Here is a 14,381-nt window from a genome sequence, read left to right as displayed (position 1 = left end):
TGAGCCATTGACATCATTGGGTTCATTCCAGGTCAGCCTCTGGCTGGACAGCTCGAGGCAGCACTGACGGCCGGGTTCAGGCCGCGCGCGCCACGGCCCCCTCGACGACGACATAAGGCTGTTCGCCCTCCAGCATCTCGACGCGGGCGCGCACGCCATAGACATCGGCGAGCAGCGCCGGTGTCACGATCTCGCGCGGGGTTCCCAGCGCCACCAGCCGCGACCGTGCCAGCACCATGATGCGGTCGGCGAAGCGCAGCGCCTGATTGAGGTCGTGGATCGAGATCAGCACCAGCATGCCGCGCTCGCGGGCCAGCCGCTGCACCAGTGAGAGAACCTCGAACTGGCGGTGGAGATCGAGCGCGCTGGTCGGCTCGTCGAGCAGCAGGATGTCGGGCTCGCGCGCCAGCGTCTGGGCAATCGAGACGAGCTGGCGCTGGCCGCCCGAGAGTTCGCCCAGCCCGCGGAAGGCCAGGTCCTCGATCTCGAGTTCGCGCAGCACCGTGTCGATACGCTTCAATTCATCGTCGCTGACCGACCAGGAGCCGCCCTGCTTGAAGGCGAGCAGGATCGACTCGTAGACGGTGAGCACGGCATTCACCGCCGTGTCCTGAGGCAGGTAGCAGGCGTTTGGCCGGCTGCGTCCCGCGACCGCGCTCTTGCCCTCGATCGCGACCTCGCCGACACCGGAAATCAGCCCGGCGATGCGCCGGAACAGGCTCGACTTGCCGGCCGCGTTGGGCCCGACCACGGCGACGACTTCGCCGCCCGCAAGCACAGGCGTCGTGATCCCTTCCAGGACGCTGCGGCGGCCATAGGAGACGCCGACGCCGTCGAGCCTGAGGCTCACCATGACCGCTTCCTGCTCGTCATGATCAGGCTGAAGAAGAACGGCACGCCGATCAGCGCGGTCACGATGCTGATCGGGAAGATCAGGCCCGGGATCAGTGATTTCGAGACGACCGAGGAGGCCGAGAGGATCGCCGCTCCCGCCAGCGCCGAGGCCGGCACGAAGAAGCGCTGGTCCTCGCCGATCACCATGCGCGCGATATGAGGGCCGACAAGGCCGATGAAGCCGATCGTGCCGACGAAGGAGACCGGCACCGCGGCGAGCAGGCTGACAAGCAGCATGATCTCGAGTCGCAGCCGCTTGACGTTGATGCCGAAGCTCGCCGCCTTGTCGTCGCCGAGCCTGAGCGTCGTCAGCGCCCAGGCACGGTGGAAGAAGAAGGGCAGGCTCAGGGCCAGCACGCCGGTGGTGATGGCGAGCTTGTTCCAGCTCGCCTTGGTCAGCGAGCCCATCATCCAGAACACCACTGCGCCAAGCGCCTGCTCGGAGGCGAAGAATTGCAGCAAGGCGAGCAATGCGTTGAAGGTGAAGACCAGCGCGATGCCGAGCAGGATCACGGTCTCGGTGGTGACGCCGCGCGATTGGCTGAGAACATGGATCAGCAGCGCTGCGCCCATCGCCACGATGAAGGCGTTGATCGAGACGATATAGTCGGCCGCGATCGGCAGCAGGCCGACGCCGAAGACGAGCGCGAGCGCAGCGCCAAAGCTCGCCGCCGCCGAGATGCCGAGCGTGAAGGGGCTGGCGAGCGGGTTGTTCAGGATGGTCTGCATCTGCGCGCCCGCCACCGCGAGCGACGCGCCGGTGACGACCGCCATCAGCGCGACCGGCAGCCGGATATCCCAGATCACCACCCGCAGCGCAGCCGGCACGCCCGCGGGATCAAACAGCGCCTCGAGCACCTGGCTGGCGCTGTAACGCGCCGGGCCCAGCATCAGGTCGACGATGAAGCTCGCCAGCAGCAGCCCGAACAGCCCCAGCAGGATCAGGCGCCGGCGGAATGTCAGGGCGCGATAGGCGAAGCGCGCCTGCACCGCGTCCCGGGCGACGGTTGCGGTCATTGCCCCGGCCTGCTCTCGACCGTGACCCAGTAGCCGGGCTCATAAGGCAGCGGCAGGAAGCGCTCATGCAGCGTCTTCAGCGTCGCCTCGGCATCGATGTCCTTGAACAGCTCGGGATGCAGCCATGTCGCGATCTCCTGGATCGCCACGAACTGATAGGGGCTGTTGTAGAACTGGTGCCAGATCGCGTGGACACGCCCGTTCCTGACGGCTTGCGTCTGCGCGAAGGCAGGGCGCTTGGCGAGCGCGGCAAGCCGGCGGCGCGCTTCGGGAAGATCGCTGCCCGGCCCGAGCCCGACCCAGGCGCCGTTGGGCACATAGGCGCTCCAATTGCCCCCGGTCACGATCACCACCTCGGGATTGGCCGCGACGACCGCTTCCGGGTTGACGGTTCCGAAGGTGCCGGGGATCAGGTCGGCGGCGAGATTCCTGCCGCCCGCGATCTCGACCATCTTGCCGAAATTCTCGTTGCCGAAGGACATGCAGCAATCGTCGGAATAACCGCCGGCGCGCTCGATCATCACGACGGGCTTCTTCAGGTTTTGCGCCTTGGCCAGCCGCTCGGTGATGCGGGCGATCTCGGCGGCGCGGAAGGAGACGAAGTCCTCGGCGATCGCCTCCTTGCCGAAGAGCTTGCCGATCAATCGCATCGAGGGCTCGGTGTTCTGGAACGGCTTCTCGCGGAAATCGACATAGACCACCGGGATGCCGACCGCGGCGAGCTTCTCGACCAGGCTCGCCTCGTCGCTGGCGATCTTCGCCTCGACATTGAGGAAGAGCACGTCGGGCTTGAGAGCGATCGCCTGCTCGATGTCGAAGGCGCCCTCCTTCATGCCGCCGAAGGTCGGGAGCTTCGCGATCCCGGGATAGCGCGCGAGATAGGCCTTGTAGCTGTCGGGGTCGGCCTTCGGCAGGTCGTCGCGCCAGGCGATGACGCGCTTGAACGGCTCGTCGCGATCCAGCGCGGCGACGAAATACATCTGCCGCCCCTCGCCCAGGATCACGCGCCGCACCGGCGTCTCGACCTCGACCTTGCGGCCGAGCACGTCCGTGACCGCGACCTTCTCCGCCTGCGCCGGCTTGATCGCGACCAGCAGCACTGCTGCAAGGCCGACAGCTCCAAGAATATTGCGGAGAGAAAACATCAGAAAAGCCCTTCGAGGAAGTGTCGGGCTCGTATGTCTGGGCTCGTATAGGGTCAAGGTTTATCTTTTTGAATTGGTCTAAACAAAGATATGATTACGACCCGGAACAGTAGAATCTCTGCCTGCTCCCGCCAGATTCCGCGCTTGCCTGGTTCGCCGCGAGCGCCCGATCGAAAGCTCCGTTCATCGCAGGCTTTCGAGCGGGCGGTGACGAATGAGACAAGCGCGGGGGACCCCTCTCCCGCATCGAAATCGAATGACGCGGGAACCGCGCCGGAGAACCCTCTCCTGTAAGGAGAGGGCAGGGTGAGGTGTCGGCCGTTATCCGGAGGGGACGAGCCCTCACCGCCGCGCGCGGTTGGCTTTGCGCTTTACTGGCCCAGGGGCCGACACCTCATCCCTGCCCTTCTCCTTACAGGAGAAGGGTTCCCCGCGCGCTTCATCCGGCGCTTCGCTTCCATCTCACCCGCGAGGGAGGAGCTGTGCATGATCCGCTCAGCCCCCCAACCGGACAGCCCTGGGCCGCAACCACGCTTGCCCGGGCCACTGCTTTCGTGCTCTGCAAACCGGCATCGACGTGACGGGCACCCAGCCATGACGGCCTTGCATCATAATCTCAGCCTGAAAGACGAGATCCGCGACTACTGGTCGATGCGCTCGGAAAATTTCGACAGCCAGCCCGGCCACGAGATCTTCTCGGCCGATGAGCGGCGAGCCTGGCTTGCGCTGTTCGCGCGCCATCTCGGCGAGGCAAGTGGCGGAAGAGCCCTCGACCTCGCCAGCGGAACAGGCGTGATATCGCTGTTGCTGGCGGAGCTCGGCTATAGCGTGACGGGGCTCGACCTCTCCGAGGCGATGCTCGCCCGGGCCCGCGCCAAGACCGCGGGCAAGCCGATCCGGCTTTATGCCGGCGACGCCGAGGACACGCTCGAGGCCGATGACAGCTATGACGTGGTGGCGACGCGCCATCTGGTCTGGACGCTGCCGGACCCGCCCGCCTCCTTCCGCGAGTGGCTGCGTGTCCTCAAGCCCGGCGGCAGGGTCGCGATCGTCGATGTCGACATGACCAATCCGCGTCCGGGCAATGGCAGGCCGCTGCGCCTGCTCGCCGGAATCGCCAGGCGCTTCGCGAAGCTGCCGCCGCCGGCGGCGCACGCCGCTATGCACGCCGACATCGTCTCGCGGGTCTATTTCTCGCAGGGCTGCCGGCCCGAAGAGGTCGCCCGGCTGCTCGGCGAGGCAGGCTTCGTCGGCATCGCGATCGATCGCGACCTGCATGCGATCCATCGCGCGCAAGGCCGCTTCATGCCGCTGCACAAGCGGCTGGAACGTGCCAGCCAGGACCGTTTCCTGGTCTCTGCCCGCAAGCCCGGCTGACGCCGCCAGCAAGCCAGCGCGCGCCGCTGCGCTTCACGGTGCAGGCTTGTCGCCCTTTCGCCGCTCATCGAGTCCAACCCAGTAGCCGGGACGATAGGGCAGCGGCAGGAAGCGCTCATGGAGTTGGCGCAATGTCTCCTCCGGATCGAGATCGGCGAAGAGCGCGGGATGGAGCCAGCCTGCGATCCGCTGGATCGCCACGAACTGGTAGGGGTTGTTGTAGAACTGATGCCAGATGGCATAGACGCGACCATTCGCGACGGCCGCCGTCTGGGCGAAGGCGGGACGCCTGGCAAGTGCCGCGAGCTTGCGCTTGGCCTCCACGAGATCGGCTCCCGGCCCCAGGCCGACCCAGCCTCCCCCGGGAGCAAGCGCGCCCCAATTGCCGCCGGTCGCGATGACGACCTCGGGATTGCGGGCGACGATCGTTTCCGGATTGATCGTCCCGAATGTCCCCGACAGCAATTCGCTTCCGAGATTCGTCCCGCCGGCGATCTCGACCATCTTGCCGAAGTTCTCAGGGCCGAAGGTCATGCAGCAATCGTCGGAATAGCCGGGTATCCGGTCGAGCATCACCAGCGGCCGCCTGAGCTCGGGCGTCTTCAGGTCCTGCGCCTTGGCCAGCCGCTCGGTCACCCGCGCGATCTCGCTCGCGCGAAAGGCGATCAACGCCTCCGCGACCTCCGACCGGCCAAAGAGCTGCCCCATCAATCGCATCGACGGTTCGGTGTTCCGGAACGGCGCATGGCGAAAATCGATATAGACGACCGGCACGCCGACGGCGGCGAGCTTTTCGATGAGCTGCATCTCCTCCCCGGCGCGCTGCGCCTCGACATTCAGAAAGACCACGTCCGGCTTCAGCGAGATGGCCTTTTCGATATCGAAGCCGCCCTGGCTCGCCGAGCCGAATTTGGGCAATGCCGCGACCTCGGGATAGCGGGCGAGGTAGGCCCGGTAGGTGTCGGGGTCGGCCTTTTCGAGGTCGTCCCCCCAGCCGATCACGCGGCGGAAGGGTGCCTCGCGATCAAGCGCGGCGACGATGTGAATCTGCCGCCCCTCGCCGAGGAGAACCCGCTCGACCGGCACCGCCACTTTGACGCGGCGCCCAAGCACATCCGTCACCGTGGCCTGCTCTGCGCGAGCCGCCGCGCTGCAGAGGATGACGCTCAGCGACAGCAGGATGGACCGCGCCATCAGCGCGGCCCGGGCTACGCGGCCCCGCAGGCCTATCTGCCGGCCAAAAGCGAGGCCCGTCAGCCTCACAGGTCGACCGACATGGACAGGCGATAGGTCCGCGGCGCGCCGAGATAGAAGGTCCCGAATGAAGCGACGCTCGACCAGTATTTCTCGGCCGTGACGTTCTGGACGGAGGCTCGGAAGGTCGTCTTGCGGCCGGCGATCTCGGTGGCGTAGCGCGCCCCGATATCGACCCGCGCCCAGTCCGGCAGGGATTGGGTGTTGGCGGCATCGATATACTGCTTGCTGGTGTAGACCAGCGTGCCCGTCAGCGTCAGGCCCTTGAGCCAGGGCAGGTCCCATTCGGCGCCGAGATTGAACTGTGCGGGCGGCACGCCGATCGGATCGTTGCCGCGATTGGCCGCGACTGCCGTCTTGGTCAGTTTTCCATCGAGCAAGGCAAGCCCGCCCAGGAGCCGCAGCCCCGCCGCGACCTCGCCGTAAATATTGAACTCGAGCCCGCGAACGCGCTGCTCGCCACCGACGACGAACAGATTGCCGTTGAGCTCCCCGCTCGGCTTGGTGATCTGGAAGCCGGCAAGCGTCGCGCCGAAGCTGCCATATTGCAGCTTCGCGCCGGCCTCGTACTGCTTCGTCCGATAGGGGGCGAAGGTCTCTCCGGCATTGCTGGCGGTGTTGGGGGCAATGTCGCCGCGGCTCAGCCCTTCCACATAATTGGCATAGAGCGACAGATTCTGGTGCGGTCGCAGGACGAGCCCGACCAAAGGGGTTGTGGCGCTCTCGTCATAGGACGACGTGACCGCCCCGTTTGTCGTAGCATAATTGGTGGATTGGACGGACTGCCGGCGCACGCCGAGCGTCAGAGCGACACGCTCGTCCAGCACCGACAGCGTGTCGGCGAGCGCGACGCTCGTCAGGTCGCTGTCCGAGAGCCTGATGCGGGGTGCGCGCGTCGCGAATTGCGGTGCCGTCAGCGCCGGAGCGTAGATGTTCGAGGCGAAGGCCCGCCCAGCGGTCAGGGCCCGATCAGTGTCCTCGCGGTAGTAGGAGGCCTGGAAAGTCAGCGCATGCTTGACGAAGCCTGTATCGAAACGGGCGCGGAAACCGGCATCATAGGTCTGCCGAGCGATCGTCATGTCGAAATATTGCGGCGCCTGGGTGGTGTCGCCATTCAGATTGAGAATCGTGGGCAAGGGCGAATTGGCAAAGAAGCGGTTGACCCGCGTCCGTGAGCCGCCGGCATTGGCGAACAGCGTCACGTTGTCGGTGAGGTCGTACTCGTTCTTGATCAGCGCCGAACTATCGTCGACCTGCGAGAACTCCCAGGGCTGGATCATGTTGCGGGCGCCATTGGGCGCCTTTGGAACCGGAATGCCCGCGCTCATCCTGTAGGGGCGCGAAGGCGCATCCCAGCTGTCGCGCTGCGCCAGCACGTAAACCCAGCTTCGGAAACGCTCGCCCTGATAGTCCAGCGCCAGGGAGCCGATCCCCGTGGTGTTGCGCTGGTTGTCGATCGCGGTGTCGCCGCCGCGCAGGCTGCCATTGGCGCGCACACCGAATTCGCGCGCCGCTCCATAGCGCCGAGCGATGTCAAAGCTGGCGCCGCCATAGGCTTTCGAGGAAAACTCCGTTCCCACACGCGTCAGATCGGCTTCCGCGCGCTTGGGCACGATGTTGATGACGCCGCCGATGCCACCATTGGGCGCAATGCCCGACAACGCCGCGGCAGGCCCTTTGAGGACCTCGATGCGCTCGGCGTAGTCGGTGAAGACGCGGTAGTTCGGCGCCACGCCGAAGACGCCATCGAAGGCGATCTCGCCGCTATTGCCCTCCCCCACCGGGAAGCCGCGGATGTTGAAGGATTCGACGATGCCGCCGGTCGGATGCGAGCTGCGCACCGAAGGGTCCAGGATCAGCGCATCGGCGACTGTCGAAGCCTGCAGATTTGCGATCAGCCCGGCCGTATAGCTCGTCATATTGAAGGGTGATTTGAGGGTTTCGGCATTGCCGAGCAGGCCAAGCCGCCCGCCCTGCGCCACCTGCCCTCCGGCAAAAGCCGGCGGAACCGCGCCCGGTTTCGCCGGGCCGTCCACGACGATCTCGTCAAGCTGCAGCGGACCGCCGCTCCGCTCCTGGGCCGTGGCAGCAGCCGTGGCGAGACAGAAGCCCACGCTCCCCAGAAGCACCGACACCAATCCGCGCGTCCGGCAGCGGTAGCGGCCTCGGCCACAGCGCGAGGCGGCGACATCGGTGAGCGGAACGTCGTTGAGCTTCATGACAGTCTCTCGGGAACAAGGCGCGCCGGGCGCGCCTGCAAAGTGGCAATAGTCTCGCCGCTTATCGTTCCCGCGAGTAATTTTCGTCAATATCACCTGTATATCTAGAACTTGATTCAATCTTAATGTGCTGAATTGGCAACTATTACTTTATAATTATTATAATACACTCGATTTTCGCAAGAAAATACCCCCCGGCAGGACCGACACAGGCCGTACCCGGTGATGCGGCGTGCATCGCGCAGGGGAATTCAATTGCTCCGCGGTTCGACGTGCTGTCGATGTCAATTTCTGCAAGCGGGGTTCTAAAAATCAGAGGCAGGCCGAAAGCTCAGGCTGCGCAGCGGCGCTACCCGCTCCCGCGCGGTCCCAATCTCGTGGCCCTTGATCACGCCGGCTGCTTCCATCCGGCGCAGCCGCTCCCAACAGGCAGCGGGCGACAGCGCCACCGTCTCGGCGAGCTTGAGCTTGGTCATGCGGCCGTCGCGCTGCAGGGCGGCGACGATCTTGAGGTCGACGGGATCGCGCTTCATCTTCGCCGGCCGCGCGTGCATAATGTCATGAATGCTGCGTCTTAAGAACGAGACAATCTATGCTCCGTCAAGCCGAACGCCCTTCGAGCAACAGGCTCTCTTCGGCTCTGGAGAAGGCCGTCGCGTGGCAGCCGGCCCTGACGAAGCAGAAGGGCGAGACCAAGCATGCCGCGCTGACCGAGCGCATCATCGCCGACATCAATTCCGGCGTGCTGAAGCCGATGGACCGGATGCCGACCCATCGCGACCTTGCCCGCGAACTCGGCATCTCCGTGCAGACCGTCAGCCTCAGCTACAAGGAAGCCGAGCGCCTCGGCTACCTCAGTGGCGAAGTCGGGCGCGGGACCTTCGTGAAGAGCCGCGTCACCGAGCAGGCGGGGCGGCTCATGCTCGACCGCAGCCCGACAGAGGTCGTCGATCTTTCGATCGTGCGGGGTGTCTATCTCGAGGCGCATGAGACAGCCTCGCGCCAGGCGTTGGCGGCGCTGGCTGAGGACGACAACGGTGCCTTCATGCGGCCTTGCCGTCCGATCGCCGGCCTCGACCGCCATCGCGAGGCCGCCCGCCACTGGCTTGCGCCGCTCGGCGTCGAAACGGCCGTCGAGCGCATCCTGATCACCAATGGCGCAGCGCATGCGCTCTTCCTGGCGCTGGCTTGCGTGGTCCGGGCCGGCGATGTCGTGCTGACCGAGAATCTGACCGATCACGGCGTCATCGGCCTCGCCAACATCCTCGGCTTCAGCCTGAAGGGCTTGCCGACCGACGAGGAGGGCATTCGCCCTGATGCCTTCGATGCCGCCTGCCGTGCCGGCGGTGTGCGTGCGCTCGTCCTGATCCCGACGCTGAACAACCCGACAAGCCATGTCGCCGGACCCGAACGTCGCCGCACCATCGCCGAGATCGCGCAGCGTCATGGTGCCTTCGTCGTCGAGGACGAGGTCTACAAGCCACTCATCGAGGAGCCGTTGCCGTCGATCGCCGCGATGCTGCCCGAGCTCGGCTTCTTCCTCACCAGCTTCACCAAGGCGGTGCTGACCGGCCTGCGCGTCGGTTATCTGGTCGTGCCGCCGCAATACTCGATCCGCGCCACCTCGATCCTGCGCGTGACAAGCTGGAGCGGCACCTATCTGCCGGCCGAGATCGCGACGCGCTGGGTCGAGGACGGCACCGCGCAAAGGCTGCTCGCCGTCCAGCGCGAGGAGGCAAAGGCGCGCCAGCGCATCGTCGCGGAGACGCTAGGGGCTCACGTCGCCTCGACCCATCCGCTCTCACTCTGCGCCTGGCTCAAGGTGCCGGCGCATTGGACCGAGGACAGCCTGGTGCGCTCGCTTGCCGACAGGCGCATCGCCGTGACGCCGTCCGATCCCTTTGTGGCCGGCACCGGCCATGGCGGCGGCATCCGCATCTGCCTCGGCGGGCGAATGAGCCATGAACTGCTGGCCCGGACACTCGCGGACGTACGCCAGACCTTCGAGCAGCTCCCGCCGGTCTTCGACATCGGCGCGATCGGTTGAGACGCGCGTAGCGCAGGACGGCGGTGGCCTTCCGCGCCGTCGTGGCATTCGGCGCGTTTGCGTCGCGATTGGATCATGACAATATAATAATTGACTTGAATTTCTGCCCCTCGCAGCATGACAAGCGAGAGGGGAATGACGGTGATCAAACCGCATCTTGCCACTGCCGAAGCAGAGCGACCGGCCGCAGCGCCGACGTCAGTCGGCTTGCCCGATATCGAAGTGGCTGCAGCGCGCATAACCGGCAAGGTTGAGCGCACGCCGCTGGTCGGCTCGCCCTCGCTGAGCCGCCTGTGCGGCCAGCCCGTCCATCTCAAACTCGAAACGCGTCAGCCGATCGGCGCCTTCAAGCTTCGCGGCGCGATGAACGCTGTGCTGGCGCTGGGTGAAGCACAGCGTCGACGCGGGCTTGTGACCGCGTCCACCGGCAATCACGGCCGCGCCGTCGCCTATACCGCCCGGCAGCTCGGCCTTGGCGCCACGATCTGCATGTCGGCGCTGGTGCCGGCCAACAAGGTCGAGGCGATCCGCTCGCTGGGCGCGCGGGTCCGCATTGTCGGCCGCTCGCAGGACGATGCACAGGCCGAGGTCGAGCGGCTGGTCGTCGCGGACGGGCTCACGCCAATCCCGCCCTTTGACGATCCCGACGTCGTCGCCGGCCAGGGTACGATCGGCCTCGAGCTGATCGAGGATCTGCCCTCGCTCGCCTGCGTGCTGGTCCCGCTCTCGGGCGGCGGGCTTGCGGCCGGCATTGCGGTCGCGGTCAAGGCGCTGCGACCGTCCGCAAGGATCATCGGTGTCTCGATGGAGCGCGGCGCCGCCATGGCCGCGGCGATCGCGGCCGGCCGGCCCGTCGCGGTGGTCGAAGAGGAAACGCTGGCGGATTCGCTCGGTGGCGGTATCGGCGTCGCCAACCAGGTCACCTTCGCGCTATGCCGCGACCTGCTCGATGGAGTCGTGCTGCTGAGCGAGGCAGAGATCGCCGCCGGCATCCGTCATGCCGCGCGCGAGGAAGGCGAGATCGTCGAAGGCGCCGGCGCGGTTGGTATCGCGGCGCTGCTCGCCGGAAAGGCCAACCCGCAAGGGCCGACGGCGATCATCGTTTCGGGACGCAATATCGACGACACCGTCCACCGGCGCATCGTCTCCGGAGCCAACGCATGAGCCGCATGCTCGTCCTCACCGAGGCGGAGCTGCGCCGTGTCGTCAGGCTCGACCTGAGCGCGGTCGCCTGTGTCGAGGAGGCGTTTTTGGCGCTCGCGACCAAGGCCGTCGCCATGCCGCCGATTCTGCGGCTCGACATCCCCGACTATCGCGGTGAGGTCGATGTGAAGACGGCTTATGTGCCGGGCCTCGACGGTTTCGCCATCAAGGTCAGCCCCGGCTTTTTCGACAACCCCAAGCTCGGCCTGGCCAGCCTGAACGGGTTGATGATCCTGTTCAGCGCCAGGACTGGCCTCGTCGAGGCGCTGCTGCTGGATAATGGCTATCTCACCGATGTGCGGACGGCAGCGGCCGGCGCCGTCGCGGCACGTCACCTTGCCCGGCCGGATGCGGCGGTCGCCACCATCTTCGGCGCGGGAATGCAGGCTAGGCTCCAACTCGAAGCGCTGGCACTGGTGCGGCCGATCCGCGAGGCGCGGATCTGGGCGCGCGATCAGCACAAGGCGAACGAAGCCGCAAGCGAGCTATCCCGCAAGCTCCGCATTCCCGTCACCGCCCTCCCCGATCCCCAGGCTGCGGTGCGAGGCGCCGATGTCATCGTCACCACGACGCCGGCAGAGCAGCCGATCCTGGTGGCTGGCTGGCTCGAGCCCGGCCAGCACATCACCGCGATGGGCTCCGACAGCGAGCACAAGAACGAGATCGACCCGGCCGTCTTTGCCCGCGTCACCTATGTCGCCGACCGTCTCAGCCAGACGCGCCGCCTCGGCGAGCTCGCCTCCGCGATCCGCACCGGCGCTGCCACCGCCGACCAGTCGTTCGCGGAGCTCGGAGAGGTCATCGCCGGCAAGCGCGCCGGCCGGACACGCGCTGACGAGATCACCCTGGCGGACCTGACCGGCACCGGCGTGCAGGATACGGCGATCGCCAATCTCGCCGCCTCCCGCGCCCGCGGTACCGGCGCCGGACACAGCATCGACACCAAAGCCGAAGCGGGAGACGCCGCGTGACCGTGACCCTGAATTTCACGCGCGAGGAGTATGCCGAGCGCCTCGCCAAGACCCGTACCGCCATGGAGCGGGCCGGCGTCGAGCTGATGATCGTGACCGACCCGTCCAATATGCACTGGCTCACCGGCTATGATGGCTGGTCTTTCTACGTCCACCAATGCGTGCTCGTGCCGCCCACGGGCGAGCCGATCTGGTACGGCCGCAAGCAAGATGCGAACGGCGCGAAGCGCACCGCCTATCTCAGCCATGACAACATCATCGGCTATCCCGACCAGTATGTTCAGTCGACCGAGCGCCATCCGATGGACCTGCTGGCGCAGATCATCACCGAGCGCGGCTGGGGCACGCTCCCGATCGCGGTCGAGATGGACAATTACTATTTCTCGGCGGCGGCCTTCGCTTCGCTGCGGACGCACCTGCCGAATGCCCGTTTCAAGGACGCCGGCGGGCTGGTGAACTGGCAGCGCGCGGTCAAGAGCAAGACCGAGCTCGACTACATGCGCAAGGCCGGCCGCATCGTCGAGCTCATGCACCAGCGCATCGTCGAGGTGGTCGAGCCCGGCATGCGCAAATGCGATCTCGTCGCCGAGATCTACGACGCCGGCATCCGCGGCACGCCCGAATTCGGCGGCGACTATCCAGCGATCGTGCCGCTGCTGCCTTCGGGCGCCGACGCCTCAGCGCCGCACCTGACCTGGGACGACAAGCCGATGCGATCAGGCGAAGGCACCTTCTTCGAAATCGCCGGCGCCTATAAACGCTACCACTGCCCGCTCTCGCGCACCGTCTTCCTCGGCAAGCCGACGCAGGCCTTCCTCGACGCCGAGAAGGCGACGCTCGAAGGCATGGAAGCCGGGCTCGCCGCGGCAAAGCCGGGCAACACCTGCGAGGACATCGCCAACGCCTTCTTCGCGGTGCTGAAGACCTATGGGATCAGCAAGGACAACCGTACCGGCTATCCGATCGGCCTGTCGTATCCGCCCGATTGGGGTGAGCGCACCATGAGCCTGCGGCCCGGCGACCGGACCGAGCTCAAGCCCGGCATGACCTTCCATTTCATGACCGGCCTCTGGCTCGAGGACATGGGGCTCGAGATCACCGAAAGCATCGCGATCACGCAGACCGGCGTCGAATGCCTGTCGAACGTGCCGCGCCAGCTCTTCGTCAAGGGTTGAGCGCATGCTGACTGCCTCTCCCCGCCCATCGCCGGTGACCCCCACGATCGATCTGTCGGCGCAAGGCGTCCAGCATGGCCATCTGCGCCTGCCCTATAGCCGCGACGACAGCGCCTGGGGCTCGGTGATGATCCCGATCTGCGTCGTCGCGAATGGCGCTGGCCCGACCGCGCTTTTGACCGGCGCCAACCATGGCGACGAATATGAAGGGCCCGCCGCGCTGTTCGAGCTGGCGCGTACGCTGGACCCGGCGACGCTTACGGGCCGGGTGATCATCGTGCCGGCGCTGAACTATCCGGCCTTCCGGGCCGGCACGCGCACCTCGCCGATCGACAAGGGCAATCTCAACCGCAGCTTTCCCGGCCGGCCGGATGGCAGCGTCACCGAGAAGATCGCCGACTACGTCACGCGCCATCTCGTGCCCCTCGCCGATGTCGTGCTCGACTTCCATTCCGGCGGGAAGACGCTCGACTTCCTGCCTTATGCCGCGGCGCATGACTTGCCGGACAAGACGCAGGAGGCGCGCTGCTTTGCGGCGGTCGCCGCCTTCTCCGCTCCCTATTCGATGAAGATGCTCGAGATCGACGCCGTCGGCATGCTCGACACCACCGTCGAGGCGTTGGGCAAGGTCTTCGTCACGACCGAGCTTGGCGGCGCCGGAACGGCGAGCGCCCGCAGCATCGGCATCGCCAGGCGCGGCGCCGCCAATCTCCTGAAGCATGCCGGCATCCTCGCCGGAGCGCCCGAGACGGCGCCGACCCGCTGGCTCGACATGCCCTCCAGCGATTGCTTCGCCTTCGCCGAAGAAGACGGGCTCATCGCCTTCGCGCGCGATCTCGGCGAGCCCGTGCGAGCTGGCGAGGTGGTCGCCCGGGTTTACCCCGTTGGAAAGACCGGGCTCGCCCCGGCCGAGTACCGGGCGGCCATGGACGGCGTCCTCGCCGCGCGCCACGTCCCCGGGCTGATCAAGACGGGCGACTGCCTCTCCGTCCTCGCCGTGCTGACGGAGGCGCCCTGACCCGTTCGGCCGGGCGACCGGTCCAAGCCAATCCGCCGGCGCAAAGACGCCAGGTAAGCCG

General features: G+C 66.5%; 12 protein-coding genes. 6 read left to right on the top strand and 6 right to left on the bottom strand.

The window, feature by feature from the left end:
- Positions 1 to 76: 76 nt before the first annotated feature.
- From BHK69_RS14695 to BHK69_RS14685, 3 genes are read right to left on the bottom strand one after another with little or no spacing between them, the layout of a single operon-like run.
- Positions 77 to 853 (bottom strand): ABC transporter ATP-binding protein, encoded by a 777-nt coding sequence (locus BHK69_RS14695; protein ID WP_069690750.1) that lies wholly within the window; start codon positions 851 to 853, stop codon positions 77 to 79.
- On the bottom strand, positions 847 to 1,911 hold the full coding sequence (locus BHK69_RS14690) for a FecCD family ABC transporter permease (RefSeq protein ID WP_069690749.1): 1,065 nt from the start codon (positions 1,909 to 1,911) through the stop codon (positions 847 to 849). Before BHK69_RS14690 ends, BHK69_RS14695 begins: the two co-directional genes overlap by 7 nt.
- The gene (locus BHK69_RS14685; protein ID WP_069690748.1) at positions 1,908 to 3,056 is read right to left on the bottom strand and encodes an ABC transporter substrate-binding protein; all 1,149 of its coding nucleotides are present in this window, start codon (positions 3,054 to 3,056) and stop codon (positions 1,908 to 1,910) included. The genes BHK69_RS14690 and BHK69_RS14685 overlap by 4 nt, the downstream gene beginning before the upstream one ends.
- A gap of 594 nt (positions 3,057 to 3,650) precedes the next feature.
- On the opposite strand from BHK69_RS14685, the gene BHK69_RS14680 reads away from it, so the two are divergent.
- The gene (locus tag BHK69_RS14680) at positions 3,651 to 4,433 is read left to right on the top strand and encodes a class I SAM-dependent methyltransferase (RefSeq protein ID WP_069690747.1); all 783 of its coding nucleotides are present in this window, start codon (positions 3,651 to 3,653) and stop codon (positions 4,431 to 4,433) included.
- Between the two features lie 33 nt (positions 4,434 to 4,466).
- Here the strand turns inward: BHK69_RS14680 and BHK69_RS14675 are convergent, their stop codons facing one another.
- The 3 genes from BHK69_RS14675 to BHK69_RS14665 form a co-directional block, all read right to left on the bottom strand.
- Entirely contained in the window at positions 4,467 to 5,627 is a 1,161-nt protein-coding gene (locus BHK69_RS14675) for an ABC transporter substrate-binding protein (RefSeq protein ID WP_069693667.1), read from the bottom strand.
- Positions 5,628 to 5,692: 65 nt separating this feature from the next.
- Positions 5,693 to 7,906, bottom strand: coding sequence for a TonB-dependent receptor (locus BHK69_RS14670; protein ID WP_199579153.1), 2,214 nt, complete (start codon positions 7,904 to 7,906; stop codon positions 5,693 to 5,695).
- A gap of 305 nt (positions 7,907 to 8,211) precedes the next feature.
- On the bottom strand, positions 8,212 to 8,439 hold the full coding sequence (locus tag BHK69_RS14665) for an Lrp/AsnC family transcriptional regulator (protein ID WP_083269854.1): 228 nt from the start codon (positions 8,437 to 8,439) through the stop codon (positions 8,212 to 8,214).
- A gap of 59 nt (positions 8,440 to 8,498) precedes the next feature.
- On the opposite strand from BHK69_RS14665, the gene ehuR reads away from it, so the two are divergent.
- The 5 genes from ehuR to doeB all read left to right on the top strand — a co-directional run bounded on the left by ehuR (position 8,499) and on the right by doeB (position 14,320).
- Complete coding sequence (ehuR, locus tag BHK69_RS14660; RefSeq protein ID WP_069690746.1) at positions 8,499 to 9,953, top strand: MocR-like ectoine utilization transcription factor EhuR; 1,455 nt, start codon at positions 8,499 to 8,501, stop codon at positions 9,951 to 9,953.
- Between the two features lie 135 nt (positions 9,954 to 10,088).
- Entirely contained in the window at positions 10,089 to 11,117 is a 1,029-nt protein-coding gene (gene eutB, locus BHK69_RS14655) for a hydroxyectoine utilization dehydratase EutB (RefSeq protein ID WP_069690745.1), read from the top strand.
- Positions 11,114 to 12,127, top strand: coding sequence for an ectoine utilization protein EutC (gene eutC, locus BHK69_RS14650; protein WP_069690744.1), 1,014 nt, complete (start codon positions 11,114 to 11,116; stop codon positions 12,125 to 12,127). The genes eutB and eutC overlap by 4 nt, the downstream gene beginning before the upstream one ends.
- Positions 12,124 to 13,302: an ectoine hydrolase DoeA gene (gene doeA / locus BHK69_RS14645; protein WP_069690743.1), complete on the top strand. Its 1,179-nt coding sequence runs from the start codon at positions 12,124 to 12,126 to the stop codon at positions 13,300 to 13,302. The genes eutC and doeA overlap by 4 nt, the downstream gene beginning before the upstream one ends.
- 4 nt (positions 13,303 to 13,306) lie before the next feature.
- Positions 13,307 to 14,320 carry a N(2)-acetyl-L-2,4-diaminobutanoate deacetylase DoeB gene (gene doeB, locus BHK69_RS14640; protein WP_069690742.1) on the top strand — a complete coding sequence of 338 codons (1,014 nt, stop codon included), beginning with the start codon at positions 13,307 to 13,309 and terminating at the stop codon, positions 14,318 to 14,320.
- Positions 14,321 to 14,381 lie beyond the last annotated feature (61 nt).

It is taken from the genome of Bosea vaviloviae (assembly GCF_001741865.1).
Taxonomy (GTDB): domain Bacteria; phylum Pseudomonadota; class Alphaproteobacteria; order Rhizobiales; family Beijerinckiaceae; genus Allobosea; species Allobosea vaviloviae.
This window is presented reverse-complemented; position numbering and strand designations above follow the sequence as displayed.

Coding starts and splice junctions, on each gene's coding strand:
- BHK69_RS14680 (WP_069690747.1), top strand. CDS start 3,651: ATGACGGCCTTGCATCATAATCTCAGCCTGAAAGACGAGATCCGCGAC.
- eutC (WP_069690744.1), top strand. CDS start 11,114: ATGAGCCGCATGCTCGTCCTCACCGAGGCGGAGCTGCGCCGTGTCGTC.
- BHK69_RS14665 (WP_083269854.1), bottom strand. CDS start 8,439: ATGAAGCGCGATCCCGTCGACCTCAAGATCGTCGCCGCCCTGCAGCGC.
- doeB (WP_069690742.1), top strand. CDS start 13,307: ATGCTGACTGCCTCTCCCCGCCCATCGCCGGTGACCCCCACGATCGAT.
- BHK69_RS14685 (WP_069690748.1), bottom strand. CDS start 3,056: ATGTTTTCTCTCCGCAATATTCTTGGAGCTGTCGGCCTTGCAGCAGTG.
- eutB (WP_069690745.1), top strand. CDS start 10,089: ATGACGGTGATCAAACCGCATCTTGCCACTGCCGAAGCAGAGCGACCG.
- ehuR (WP_069690746.1), top strand. CDS start 8,499: ATGCTCCGTCAAGCCGAACGCCCTTCGAGCAACAGGCTCTCTTCGGCT.
- BHK69_RS14675 (WP_069693667.1), bottom strand. CDS start 5,627: ATGGCGCGGTCCATCCTGCTGTCGCTGAGCGTCATCCTCTGCAGCGCG.
- BHK69_RS14690 (WP_069690749.1), bottom strand. CDS start 1,911: ATGACCGCAACCGTCGCCCGGGACGCGGTGCAGGCGCGCTTCGCCTAT.
- BHK69_RS14695 (WP_069690750.1), bottom strand. CDS start 853: ATGGTGAGCCTCAGGCTCGACGGCGTCGGCGTCTCCTATGGCCGCCGC.
- BHK69_RS14670 (WP_199579153.1), bottom strand. CDS start 7,906: ATGAAGCTCAACGACGTTCCGCTCACCGATGTCGCCGCCTCGCGCTGT.